This window comes from uncultured Salegentibacter sp. (genome assembly GCF_963972535.1).
Lineage (GTDB): Bacteria > Bacteroidota > Bacteroidia > Flavobacteriales > Flavobacteriaceae > Salegentibacter.
Genome location: NZ_CAXAVR010000074.1, coordinates 1 through 13,315, shown reverse-complemented (window position 1 = coordinate 13,315; position 13,315 = coordinate 1). Strand labels below are relative to the sequence as shown.

Annotated in this window: 11 protein-coding genes and 1 tRNA gene; 6 read left to right on the top strand and 6 right to left on the bottom strand. The window is 37.3% G+C overall.

Annotated features, from left to right (window positions below; translation table 11 throughout):
• The first annotated feature begins 214 nt into the window (after positions 1-214).
• Positions 215-298 (top strand) — tRNA-Leu (locus AACZ30_RS09655).
• Positions 299-310: 12 nt separating this feature from the next.
• Here the strand turns inward: AACZ30_RS09655 and AACZ30_RS09650 are convergent.
• Together AACZ30_RS09650 and AACZ30_RS09645 are read right to left on the bottom strand one after the other, a co-directional pair.
• Positions 311-1,687, bottom strand: coding sequence for an aldehyde dehydrogenase (locus tag AACZ30_RS09650; RefSeq protein WP_339649060.1), 1,377 nt, complete (start codon positions 1,685-1,687; stop codon positions 311-313).
• A 4-nt stretch (positions 1,688-1,691) separates the two neighbouring features.
• Positions 1,692-2,495: an SDR family oxidoreductase gene (locus AACZ30_RS09645; protein ID WP_339649059.1), complete on the bottom strand. Its 804-nt coding sequence runs from the start codon at positions 2,493-2,495 to the stop codon at positions 1,692-1,694.
• A gap of 104 nt (positions 2,496-2,599) precedes the next feature.
• On the opposite strand from AACZ30_RS09645, the gene AACZ30_RS09640 reads away from it, so the two are divergent.
• The 5 genes from AACZ30_RS09640 to AACZ30_RS09620 are packed head-to-tail and all read left to right on the top strand — an operon-like array spanning position 2,600 to position 7,414.
• Complete coding sequence (locus AACZ30_RS09640; protein ID WP_339649058.1) at positions 2,600-3,493, top strand: MerR family transcriptional regulator; 894 nt, start codon at positions 2,600-2,602, stop codon at positions 3,491-3,493.
• Between the two features lie 2 nt (positions 3,494-3,495).
• On the top strand, positions 3,496-4,956 hold the full coding sequence (locus AACZ30_RS09635) for an oleate hydratase (RefSeq protein ID WP_339649057.1): 1,461 nt from the start codon (positions 3,496-3,498) through the stop codon (positions 4,954-4,956).
• A 3-nt stretch (positions 4,957-4,959) separates the two neighbouring features.
• Positions 4,960-5,799 carry a phytoene/squalene synthase family protein gene (locus tag AACZ30_RS09630; RefSeq protein WP_339649056.1) on the top strand — a complete coding sequence of 280 codons (840 nt, stop codon included), beginning with the start codon at positions 4,960-4,962 and terminating at the stop codon, positions 5,797-5,799.
• Between the two features lies 1 nt (position 5,800).
• On the top strand, positions 5,801-6,250 hold the full coding sequence (locus AACZ30_RS09625; RefSeq protein WP_075327602.1) for a sterol desaturase family protein: 450 nt from the start codon (positions 5,801-5,803) through the stop codon (positions 6,248-6,250).
• A gap of 27 nt (positions 6,251-6,277) precedes the next feature.
• The gene (locus tag AACZ30_RS09620; RefSeq protein WP_339649055.1) at positions 6,278-7,414 is read left to right on the top strand and encodes a lycopene cyclase family protein; all 1,137 of its coding nucleotides are present in this window, start codon (positions 6,278-6,280) and stop codon (positions 7,412-7,414) included.
• Position 7,415: 1 nt separating this feature from the next.
• Here the strand turns inward: AACZ30_RS09620 and AACZ30_RS09615 are convergent, their stop codons facing one another.
• From AACZ30_RS09615 to AACZ30_RS09600, 4 genes are all read right to left on the bottom strand, one after another.
• The gene (locus AACZ30_RS09615) at positions 7,416-7,979 is read right to left on the bottom strand and encodes a TlpA disulfide reductase family protein (RefSeq protein ID WP_339649054.1); all 564 of its coding nucleotides are present in this window, start codon (positions 7,977-7,979) and stop codon (positions 7,416-7,418) included.
• 212 nt (positions 7,980-8,191) lie between these two features.
• A complete protein-coding gene (locus tag AACZ30_RS09610) occupies positions 8,192-10,459 on the bottom strand; it encodes an aconitate hydratase (RefSeq protein ID WP_339649053.1) in 2,268 nt (755 codons plus the stop codon).
• Between the two features lie 415 nt (positions 10,460-10,874).
• Positions 10,875-11,828, bottom strand: a complete 954-nt coding sequence (locus AACZ30_RS09605; RefSeq protein ID WP_339649052.1) for a MoxR family ATPase — start codon at positions 11,826-11,828, stop codon at positions 10,875-10,877.
• A 10-nt stretch (positions 11,829-11,838) separates the two neighbouring features.
• Positions 11,839-13,315, bottom strand: a 1,477-nt coding sequence (locus AACZ30_RS09600; protein ID WP_339649051.1) for a peptidylprolyl isomerase, incomplete at its 5' end; no start/stop codon positions are given.

Here is a 13,315-nt window from a genome sequence, read left to right as displayed (position 1 = left end):
AGCATCTCCCTTTTAAGGAGAGGGTCCTGGGTTCGAGCCCCAGCCAGATCACATTTTAAAGTTCAGATTTTGTTGGGCGAGAAGTTTATTCCGATTGAAACGATATCGAAATATCGGAAAGCCCCAGCCAGATCACATTTTTAAGTTCAGAATTCTTTGAATTCAATTTCTTGCAACAGCCCTAGGAAATGTACTATTTCCAGACTTGTTTTAAGCCCGGGTGCTGGAACTGGTAGACAGGCATGGTTGAGGGCCATGTGTCCATTAGGGCGTGCGGGTTCGACTCCCGCTCCGGGCACTTTCTAAATTACTATCCTACTATTTTCTTTATCAATCCAAAAAACTTATAAGGCGGATACTTTAATGGTATATCCAGTTTTGTAGTTGAATTTACCACGTCTCTTTCGTGCGTAAAAGCCAGGAAACTTTCTTTACCGTGATATTTCCCCATTCCGCTGTTTCCCACACCGCCAAAAGGCAATTTATGGTTCGCTACGTGTAAAAGCGTATCGTTTATACAGGCTCCCCCAGAACTTGTTTCTCGTAAAACTTGATCTGCGCCATTATCTTTTCCAAAATAATAAAGCGCCAGCGGTTTTTCATTCTTGTTTATATAAGATAAGGCTTGCTCTATTTCTTCAAATTCCATTACCGGTAAAATAGGTCCAAAGATCTCTTCCTGCATAATCTCATCTTCAGGTTTTACATTATTTAAAATCGTAGGAGCAATATATTTTTTTTCTAAATTTACTTTTCCGCCGTAATATATATCGCCATCTAAATATTTCATTAACCTATTCATCGCGTTTGGGTTTACAATTCGGCCATAATGATTAGAATGTGCGATATTATCTCCCAGCATTTCTTCAAAAGAATTCGTAATTTCAGCTAAAAGATCTTTTTTAACCTCTTTATGAACCAGCAAATAATCTGGTGCGATACAGGTTTGTCCTGCATTTATAATTTTACCCCAGGCAATTCTTTTTCCGGCAATTTTCAGGTTTGCTGTTTTATCTACTATACACGGGCTTTTACCTCCCAGTTCTAAAACCACTCGGCTTAAATGCTCGGCAGCGGCTTTCATAACGATCTTTCCAACACCTGGACTACCGGTGAAAAACATAACATCAAATGGAAATTTAAACAGCTCCTGGTTAGCTTCCTTCCCTCCCTGCACCACCGAAATATATTCTGAAGGAAAAAATTCTGAAATCATTTCTTCTATAACCGTGGCAACATTTGGTGTGTCTGGCGAAGGTTTTAGCACCGCACAGCATCCGGCAGAAATGGCACCAATTAATGGATTTATAGTTAGCTGAAACGGGTAATTCCACGGCGCGATTATTAAACCAATGCCCAGCGGTTCAAAATAGATTCTTGAGCGGGAAGGTTTAATTTGTAAAGGTGTCCCCACTTTCTTAGGCTGTGACCATTTCTTGAGGTTTTTAATATGATAATTCAACTCTTCTATAAGCAAACTGGTTTCGGTAAGAAAAGCTTCTTCCTTAGATTTATGAAGGTCTGCCCATAAAGCTTTATTCACTTTATCTTCATAATGAAGAATGGCTTTCTTTAATTTCTTTAACTGCTTAAGCCTGAAATCTATACTTTTAGTTTCCTGAGAAGCGAAAAACGTTCTTTGCTTGTTATAAATTTCAGAAATTGTACTTGCTGAAGTTTCCATCATAATTTTATTTTTTTCGACCTTTAAAATCATCCATCGTTTTATGAACTCCAATTAACCTTCCTACAAACCAATCGTAAAACCAGATTGGAAAAAGTCCTTGCGAAAATCTTACAAAACGCATACTCCAAGGCATACTTAGATAGATCCTGTTCTCTTGTATTGCTTTAATTACTTTTTTAGCCACTTTAGTTTGATCCAGAATAGGAATATTAGATTTCACCCCGTCAAACATTCCTGTATTTATATAGTAAGGAGTAACCGTGGTAACGCCAACGCCGGTTTTAAGCTGTTTCATTTCCAGTCGTAAACTATCAGACCAACCGGTGGCCGCCCATTTGCTACCCGCATAAACCGCCATTTTTGGATTAGAGACCAAACCGGCAGAAGAGGTTATATTACAAATATGACCTTGTTGCCTTTTCATCATTCCGGGGAGAAAAGTTAAGGCAAGCTGCATTGGGGCAATCGCATTCACCTTCATTGTCTTTTCTATTTTATCAGAAGAATTCTCATGAAAATAACCTCCATAAACAATCCCGGCGTTATTTATTAAAATATCTATGTTGCCAATTTCATCTTCAACCTGCCTTGCCATTTCCTTTACCCAAATTGTATTAGTGATATCTATGGTATAGCCATAGACCTGGCCTAATTCTTTAAATTCATCAAGTGTACCCTGCAAATTGAGCTTATCAACATCCCAAATTACCAGTTTACCCCCGTGTTTTAATACTTCCCTGCCCATTATTTTTCCTATACCAGATGCGCCACCCGTTATAAGGACAAGTTTTGAAGAAATCTTCGTCATAAATTTTAGTGTTTAACTTTTTAACTAAACCATTAAACATTTTAACACTTCCGTAAAGTGTTTAATGTTCAATTTTAGTTAGATTTGACTATCTTAAACACAATATGGAACTAATTAAGCAAAATTTCAGTATAAAAGACCTTGAAAATTTAAGCGGTATCAAGGCTCACACCATAAGAATTTGGGAAAAAAGGTATAATATTTTAAATCCCGACCGTACCTCTACAAATATAAGGACCTACGATAGTTCTAACCTGCAAAAGATCTTAAACGTAGCCTTTTTGAACGAACACGGTTATAAGATTTCCAGGATTTCCAAACTAAGTGATGAAGAAATTGCTAAAATGGTAAGAAGTATTTCTGCCAGTACCAGTAAAGAAAACCGCGCTCAAAATTCATTTAAACTTTCTATGATGAATTTTGATGAAGAGCTTTTTAATAATACCTATGAGACGCTGCAGAAAGATAAAAGCTTCAGGCAAATCTTTCACCAGGTTTTCCTTCCCTTACTGGAACAAATTGGTATGCTATGGCAAACCGACACCATTAAGCCAATTCACGAGCATTACATTGTAGATCTCATTAAACAAAAACTATATTTTAATCTCGCTGAAATAAAGAAGGAGATAAAACCAACTACCGATAAGCTATATGTACTTTTTCTTCCCGAAAATGAAATTCATGATATTGGAATTATATACCTGTATTATGAACTTCTTTATCACGGGAACCAGGCAATTTATTTAGGCCCCAGTTTACCACTAACAGATCTTGGCTATTTATTAGAACGCCACAATAACCTGAGCTTTGTAAGTTATTTTACCACCGCTCCCGGGGATGTTGAAGACTTTATAAACCAGTTTAACGAAGAAGTTTGCGAAAAGAAAACTTACGAGCTATTGCTTTTTGGACATAAAATAAGGGAAATTCAGCATAAAGAGCTTCCAGCCTTTGTGAAGACTTACACCAACCTAAACCAATTTATAGATAACCTTTAAATATGAAGAAAAAAGTTGCTATAATTGGTTCCGGTTTTGCATCTCTTGCTGCCGCCTGCTACCTCGCAAGAGATGGTTATAAGGTTGAAATATTTGAAAAAAATGCAAATATAGGCGGACGCGCACGCCAGCTTAAAAAAGACGGATTCTGTTTTGATATTGGTCCCACCTGGTATTGGATGCCCGATGTTTTTGAACGCTTTTTTTCCGATTTCGGTAAAAAACCTTCAGATTATTATGAATTGGAAAAATTGAGTCCCGCTTATAAAGTTTTCTTCGGAAAAAATGATAGCATTACCATAGAGGACAGTCTAGAGAAAATTTGCGCGGCTTTTGAAGCCGAAGAACCCGGAAGTTCAATAAAGCTAAAACAGTTTATTGAGGAAGCTAAAAACAATTATGATATAGCCATTAAAGATTTGGTATATCGCCCCGGCGTTTCTCCTTTAGAACTAATTACGCCAACCACAGCCGGCAAAATAGGCCAGTTTTTTAGCACAATTTCTAAAGAAGTCAGGAAAGAATTTACCAATCAGAAACTTATTCAAATTCTTGAATTTCCGGTACTATTTCTTGGAGCTAAAGCCAGCCACACCCCGGCTTTTTATAGTTTTATGAATTACGCCGATTTTGGCCTGGGAACCTGGCACCCCAAAGGCGGAATGTATAAGGTGATTGAAGCCATGGAAAACCTGGCGAATTACCTGGGCGTTAAAATAAATACCAATGCCCCGGTTTCTGAAATTTTTGTTGAAAACAATACCGCAACAGGAATGCAGGTAAATGGTAAAAAAATAAGTGCCGATTATATTCTTAGCGGTGCCGATTATCATCATACCGAAACTTTACTGCCAGAATACAAAAGACAATACAAGGAGTCTTACTGGCAAAAAAAGACCTTTGCTCCTTCAGCTTTATTATTTTTTGCCGGTTTTAATAAGAAATTAGAGAATGTAACGCATCATACCTTATTTTTTGATACCGACTTCGAGAAACACGCAAAAGCAATTTACGACGATGCCGAGTGGCCAGAAAATCCACTTTTTTATGCGAGTTTCCCTTCAGTAACAGATGATGCCGCCGCACCGGAGGGAAAAGAAGCCGGTATATTTTTAATTCCGCTGGCACCCGATGTGGAAGATACTCCAGAAATTAGGGAGAAATATTTTCAGAAAATTATAACCCGTTTTGAAAGTTTAACCAATCAAAATGTAACCGACCATCTTCTTTTTAAAGAATCGTTTTGCGTCAAGGATTTTAAAGAAGATTATAACTCTTATAAGGGTAATGCTTATGGTCTGGCAAATACCCTCTTGCAAACTGCATTTTTAAGACCTAAATTAAAGAGCAAAAAAGTGCACAAATTATTTTTTACCGGGCAGTTAAGTGTTCCCGGTCCCGGGGTGCCTCCTTCCCTTATTTCAGGAAAGCTCGCTGCGGGATTAATTCAAAAAGAAAATTAAATTATGAAAGCCATTTTTGACAATGTTTCACGGGCTTGTAGTAAAACTGTTACTCACCAATACAGCACCTCGTTCTCTACCGCAACAAGGATGCTCGCGCCCTCTATTCGTCAGGATATTTATAATATCTACGGCTTTGTGCGCTTTGCCGATGAAATTGTAGACACTTTTCACGACTATGATAAGGAAAAACTATTTAACGATTTTGAAGTAGATCTTTATAAAGCCATTGAAGATAAAATTAGCTTAAATCCCATTCTAAATTCTTTTCAGGAAACCGTACATAAGTATCAAATAGACGAATCGCTTTATCGCGCTTTTATGAAGAGTATGCGCTTAGATTTGCATAAATCTGACTATCTTAGTATTGCCGAATATAAAGAATATATCTACGGAAGTGCAGACGTAGTAGGCCTTATGTGTTTAAAGGTTTTTGTAAAGGGGGATCATAAAAAATTTGAATCGCTGAAGCAATCGGCAATGAGTTTAGGCTCTGCTTTTCAGAAGGTGAATTTTTTAAGAGACCTAAAAGCCGATTTTGAAGATCTTAGCCGTAGTTATTTTCCCGGCACCAATCTTGAACAATTAGATGAAGCCAGCAAACAAAAGATTATAGCAGAAATAGAAGAAGATTTTAAACACGGTTTAAGCGGAATTTCGCATTTATCGGTAGAAGCTAAATTTGGTGTTTACACCGCATATATTTATTATAGAAAATTATTGCACAAGCTTAAAAAAGTACCTTCTTTAGAAATTAGGAACAGCAGGATTAGGGTTCCAGATTATCAAAAAGCAGGGCTTTTGGCCAAATCTTACATTTCTTATAGATTAAAACTTATTTAATATGGATATTTTATTATGGATTCTGGTTTTTCTGGGCACCTTTGCAGGAATGGAAGGAATGGCCTGGTTTACCCATAAATATATAATGCACGGGCTTCTTTGGAAGCTTCATAAAGACCATCACCATAAAGATCACAGTCACTGGTGGGAACGCAACGACCTTTTCTTTATTTTTTACGCCCTGGTGAGTATTGGTTTTTTCCTGCTTTGGCGTTATGAAGATGTTTGGATTGGCCTACCCATTGGCCTGGGAATTTTAGCCTACGGCATTACTTACTTTACAGTTCACGATATTTTTATACATCAACGATTTAAAATGTTTAGAAATGCTAATAACCGTTTCGCTAAAGGAATAAGAAGAGCACATAAAATGCATCATAAACATCTTGGCAAAGATGATGGCGAATGTTTTGGAATGTTATTCGTACCTTTCAAATACTTTAAAAAATAAAATAGTAATGCTGCGTTTAGTAATTTTATGCTAGGTCCCGTATATTTTTATGTAATTATTGGTGGAGGACTTGCAGGCCTTCAATTAGCCCGGCAACTTAACCGGGATGTTTTTTTCAAAGGAAAAAAGATTGCCATAATAGATTCTGATTTTTCTATGCCGGTTAAAACCTGGTGTTATTGGGAAAAAGGCTCAGGCAAATGGGATCATCTACTTACCAAATCCTGGAATAACGGAAAATTTATTTCTTCTGAAGAAAATATAGACCTACAACTTTCCCCTTATTCCTATAAGATGATAAAAGCGGCAGATTATCATCAAAAATTACAGGAAGAGATAGAAGAATCTGGTGATATTGAATTTATTACCGATGAAATTCAGAAAATTGATCCCGTAACCATGAAGGCCAAAGGCCGAAAAACATCTTATGGCGCTACACATTTTTTTGACAGCCGGGTAGATCCTTCTTACCTGGAAAGTAAAAAACACACTACTATTTTTCAACATTTTAAAGGCTGGGAAGTAAAAACCGAAAAACCCACTTTTAGCCCAGATTCTTTTACGATGATGGATTATAGAATTAAGTATCCCGGCGCTACCGCTTTTACTTATATCCTCCCTTTTACTGAAAGAAAAGCATTAGTTGAATATACTTTTTTCTCTCCCTTTTTAACTGAAGATAAAGTGTATGATGAAATGCTTCAGAAATATTTTGAAAAGATTTTAAAAACAAAGGATTTTACGATTAAAAGCACTGAAACTGGCGTTATCCCAATGACCGATTTCCCTTTTAATAAAGCAAACACTAAACAAATTACCAAAATTGGTACCGGTGGTGGCTGGGTAAAACCTTCTACCGGTTATTCGTTTAAAAACACAGAAAAACGTATAAACCGAATTATTAAAAATATTAAAAGCGGAAAAATACCGGGAGAAAACTTAATAAACGATAAATTTAGAAAATACGATGCTATTTTCCTGGATGTACTTGCCCAGAATAATCAAAAAGGAGAGGAAATTTTCACCAAATTTTACACTAAAAATTCCCCGCAAGACATTTTTAAATACCTGGATGAAGAAACTACGGTTTCAGAAGACTTAAAAATTATGTTTTCGCTTTATAGTTTCGATTTTGTGAAATCATTTTTCAGGAAAACCTTTTAATTTATTCAGCTATAAGCTGACTTAACAGGTTTCTAAAATTCTGACTATTCCAGTCGGCTGCGCCTTTTTTATCCACTACAATAGTTCCGCTTTTATCAATTACATAAGTAGAAGGTAAGGTATAGCCATCTAAAGGTTTTGGATCTTCAGAGAGCATCCTGTAACTGGAGAAGTTATAGCCTTTACGCTTTAGAAAGTTGTTGGTAGTTTCGTGATCTTCGCCAGAGATAAAATAAAATGCTACATCGTCCTTATAATCTGTATAAAGTTCCTGAAAACTTGGCATTTCAGCAATACAGGGTGGGCACCAGGTAGCCCAGTAATTTACGATTATCACTTTTCCTTTAGATTCAGAAAAATCTACTCTTTTGCCCAATTCTGTCTCTAACGTCCAATTATAGGTTTCAAGCTCTTTTCTATCTTCTTCATCGGTCGCAGAAGGACTAAATGCAAAGATTTTATTTACCACAATTTGAATGGGCTTGCGGGTTTGTGGGATAATCATTACCAGGATAATTACAATAAAAATAATGTTAGACCATTGATTCTTGAAAAGCTTCTTCATTGCCGAATTTTAATACTTAGACGTAAATAACAAAGGTACTTAACATCTAAATTTAATCCATAAAAAAGAGGCTGATTAAAATTGATTTTATCCACGTCACCCTGAACTTGATTCAGGGTCTAACTCCTAAGAATTTAGATTCTGAAACAAGTTCAGAATGACGAGACGATCAAAAATTAATCAGCCTCTTAAAATTTATAAACCTAAACTAATTAAGCAGCGTTTTGCTTCTTAATTAAGTTTAAAGCTGAACCATGTTTATACCACTCAATTTGAGGTTGGTTATAAGTATGGTTTGTTTTAATAGTATCCTTACTACCATCAGCATGTACAATCTCTACAGTAATTTGCTTGTCTGGAGCAAAATCTTCAAGATCTATAAAGTTAAAGGTATCGTCTTCCTGGATAAGGTCATAATCGGCCTCATTTTCAAAAGTCAATCCTAACATACCTTGTTTCTTAAGGTTGGTTTCGTGAATACGGGCAAAAGATTTTACCAATACCACTTTTACTCCCAGGTGGCGAGGCTCCATAGCCGCGTGCTCTCTAGAAGAACCTTCTCCATAATTGTGGTCTCCTACAACTACAGTTGGAACACCTTCTTTTTTATAGGTACGTTGTACAGCAGGAACACCATCATACTCACCGGTAAGTTGACTTTTTACAAAGTTTGTCTTTTTATTGTAAGCATTAATAGCTCCAATAAGGCAGTTGTTAGAAATATTATCTAAGTGACCTCTGTAACGCAACCACGGTCCTGCCATAGAAATATGGTCGGTAGTACATTTTCCAAAAGCTTTGATAAGCAACTTAGCTCCCATAAGATTTTTACCATCCCAGGGCTCAAACGGAGTTAATAACTGTAGTCTTTCACTGTCTTCAGCTACTTTTACAACTACAGAGCTTCCATCTTCGTTTGGTGGTACATACCCATCTTCTTCAACATCAAACCCATCAGAAGGTAATTCAATTCCTGTTGGTTCGTCTAACATCACTTCTTCCCCATCTTCATTGATAAGCTTATCGCGAGTTGGATCAAAATCCAATCGACCTGAAATTGCTATTGCAGCAACCATCTCTGGAGAACCTACAAAGGCGTGGGTATTTGGATTCCCATCGGCACGTTTTGAGAAGTTTCGGTTAAAAGAATGCACAATAGTGTTTTTCTCGTCCCCTTTTCTATCACTTCTATCCCACTGCCCAATACAAGGTCCGCAGGCATTGGTGAAAATTGTAGCATCAAGATCTTCAAAGATCTTTAACAATCCGTCACGCTCTGCAGTAAACCTAATTTGTTCAGATCCCGGGTTAATACCAAAATCAGATTTTGCTTTTACTTTCTTATCTACAGCCTGTTTTGCGATAGAAGCTGCCCGGGTTAAATCTTCGTAAGAAGAGTTAGTACAGGAACCTATAAGCCCCCAGTCTACATTAATTGGCCAGTCGTTTTCTTTTGCTTTAGCGCCCATTTCTGAAATAGGAGTCGCTAAATCTGGAGTAAATGGCCCATTAAGGTGAGGTTTTAATTCAGAAAGATTAATTTCAATTACCTCATCAAAATATTGTTCAGGATTTGCATAAACCTCATCATCTCCCGTTAAGTGTTCTTTAATCTCATTGGCGGCGTCTGCAACTTCAGCACGATCTGTAGCACGTAGGTAACGGTCCATAGACTCATCGTACCCAAAAGTTGAAGTGGTTGCACCAACTTCAGCTCCCATATTACAAATAGTTCCTTTTCCGGTAGCCGACATAGAGCGGGCACCTTCGCCAAAATATTCAATAATTGCTCCCGTTCCCCCTTTTACAGTAAGAATTCCGGCAACTTTTAAAATAACATCTTTTGCAGCGGTCCATCCAGAAAGGCTTCCGGTTAGTTTAACGCCAATAAGTTTTGGAAATTTAAGTTCCCAGGCCATTCCGGCCATTACATCTACCGCATCGGCACCACCAACACCAATCGCAACCATTCCAAGTCCGCCGGCATTTACTGTGTGAGAATCGGTACCAATCATCATTCCTCCAGGGAATGCATAGTTTTCTAAAACAACTTGGTGAATAATACCTGCTCCCGGTTTCCAAAAACCAATTCCATATTTGTTAGAAACAGATTCAAGAAAATCAAAAACTTCACTACTTGATTTATTGGCAGCCTGCAAATCTATTGCAGCTCCCATTTTGGCCTGGATAAGGTGATCACAATGCACTGTAGTTGGAACTGCAACCTGTTTTTTCCCGGCTTGCATAAACTGCAATAAAGCCATTTGGGCAGTTGCATCCTGGCAGGCAATCCTGTCTGGCGCAAATTCTACATAGTCTTTTCCTCTTTGGTAAGCCTCTTTGGCTGCACCATCCCATAAATGCGAATAAAGGATTTTTTCTGAAAGGGTTAAAGGTTTTCCAACCACCTCGCGTGCAGTATTCACACGTTCGGCCATTTGGCTGTATACCTTCTTGATCATATCAATATCGTATGCCATATTATTATATATTTAGTTCTAAAAAAGTCTAGCAAATTTAAGGATTTCGAGTGGATTTTGAAAATAAGAAGTGATTATCAAAATTTAATGAAAATAATTTTACATTTCATAATTTATGATAACTTAAATTCAACTAAAGATAATATTGAGGATGAATATTGTGAATTCCGCAAATTAATATTACCGAATTCTCAAAAATTCAATTACTCGTACTGAATAAATCAAAATTTAAACCCATTCTTGATAAGGGAATGCTGGTGAGACCTTACTTGAATTTTTTGAACCTGTTATTTTAAAGGTGGAATAAGTTTTTTCCTCAGAATTGAGAAAAAAGCCCAAAAATAGAAAAGCCTTCCAATGCGAAGTTTTTGCCCAATTATTTTCAAAAAAAGAAATTGGCGAAATCCCATCTCCGTTAATAAAGGTCTCTAATAATTTTTTCTTCTGAAATTCCTTCGGCTTCAGCTTTGTAATTTTTAATAATTCTATGGCGTAAAATTCCAATAGCTACGGCCTGCACGTCTTCAATATCGGGCGAGAATTTTCCATTCACCGCTGCATGAGATTTAGCGGCAAGAATAAGATTTTGAGAGGCTCTTGGCCCTGCTCCCCAATCTAAATAGTTTTTTACAAATTGCGGGGCTTCAGCAGAACCTGGTCTGGTTTTTCCTACCAGTTTCACAGCATATTCCACCACATTATCAGCCACAGGAATTCTACGAATTAATTGCTGAATTTCCACGATTTCTTCCGCAGAAAATAACGCATTTATCTTTTGAGTTTTATCTGAAGTTGTGCTTTTCACCACGTCTACTTCTTCCCGAAAACTTGGGTATTCCAGAAGAATAGAAAACATAAACCGGTCTAACTGCGCTTCAGGTAAGGGATAGGTTCCCTCCTGTTCTATTGGGTTTTGAGTAGCCAGTACAAAATAAGGATTAGCCAACTTGTAATTATGCCCGGCAACGGTTACAGATCTTTCCTGCATAGCTTCTAATAAAGCAGCCTGGGTTTTAGGTGGAGTTCTATTAATCTCGTCGGCAAGGACGATATTTGAAAAAACCGGACCTTTTATGAATTTAAAGCTCCTGTTTTCGTCCAGAATCTCTGCCCCAAGAATATCGCTGGGCATAAGATCTGGGGTGAATTGTATTCTTTTAAAATCGAGGCCTAAAGCCTGGGAAATGGTATTTACCATTAAGGTTTTGGCTAAACCGGGAACCCCAACCAACAACGAATGCCCTCCTGAAAAAACCGAAAGCAGGATTTGGTCTATAACCACATCCTGCCCTACTATTATTTTGGCAATTTCTTTCTTTAAATCCCGGTGTTTAACCACCAGTTTTTCTACTAGAGCAACGTCTGACATTGATAAAATGCTATTTTTTTAACCAGTTACTGCTATACTCACAGTCTTTAAACTTTCCGTTTACTTTTATATAGGTATCTCCTATTTTTTCCTGTTGCCACTCTTCTATAGCTTCTAACTGTTTGTCTCTTAACGCAAGCTCTTTGATCTTTGTAAAATCTGTAGCGTAATTAGCTTCGTGCTCCGCTATTCTTTTATTTACTTTTATAAGTTTAAAAAACGGGCGCCCGGTTCTATCCTGGTCACGCAATCTTAGTGAAAGTTCTCCTTCCTGTAGCTCTCCTACCTCATCATATAACTTAGGGTCTATTTTAGAAAGTTCAAAACGAGTATCACCCGTTCTTGGGTTTATAAGTTTCCCACCATCTCCCCTGGTTTCTTCTTCGTCAGAAAATTCACGGGCAGCTTCAGCAAAATCTAAAACCCCTTCGTCTACTCTTTTTCTAATGCTATCAATTTTTGCCTTGGCTTCTTCTACTGAAGCATTGGTAACATCTGGAATAAGTAGTATATGTCTTAGGTCTATGTTTTGCCCTCTAATTCTATCTACCTGGATAATATGAAAACCGAATTCGGTTTCAAAAGGTTCGCTCACTTCCCCAGCTTGAAGACTAAAAGCTACGTCTTTAAATTCTTTTACAAAATTATCTTTTCTGGAAAGAGAAATTCTACCACCGTCTCTTGCACTTCCAGGGTCTTGAGAATATAACACCGCTTTGGTGGCAAAGCTGGCGTCGTTATCTAAAACATCTGCCCTAAAATCGTTTAAACGATCAATTACTTTTTGTTTTTCACTTTCAGGAATTTCCGGCTCTACAACAATTTGAGAAAGCTCTACTTCTTCTCCAAAAACCGGTAATTCGTCTTCGGGAATGCTTTCGTAATAAGCTCTTACTTCTTCCGGAGTAATTTCTACATTTTCCACAATTCTTTGCTGCATGCGGTTTGCTAACTGTCGTTCTTTATTAAGCTCGAACAATTCGCTTCTAAATTCAGCTTCATTTTCTTTATTGTAGAATTCCAGGACTTTCTCCATAGAACCTACCTGGCGTACCATTTCAGAAATTTGCTGGTCTATATAACTATTAACCTCGGCATCCATTACAATAATACTATCCTGGATGGCGTGGTGTGCATAAAGTTTATTTTCCATAAGGGAACCAGCCAGCTGGCAATCGGTCACATCTGCAGTAGACATTCCCTGGCTTTGCATATCCTTGTACATCATATCTACATCGCTGTCAAGAATAATATAATCCCCAATTACGGCGGCAATTCCATCTACTTTTCTACGTTCTGAGTTATTCTTTTCAGCAACGGTATTTTTTGCGATCTCATCCTCAGGTTGGATAGAAGTACTATCGGTCACGATCACATCTTGAGAGTAACCGGTAAATCCAAGTAAAATGGCTAAAAGAAAGCCGGTGGTATTAATTATAGATTTCAAATTGTTCATTTTTAATTGCATCTTTTGTAATATCTTTTTC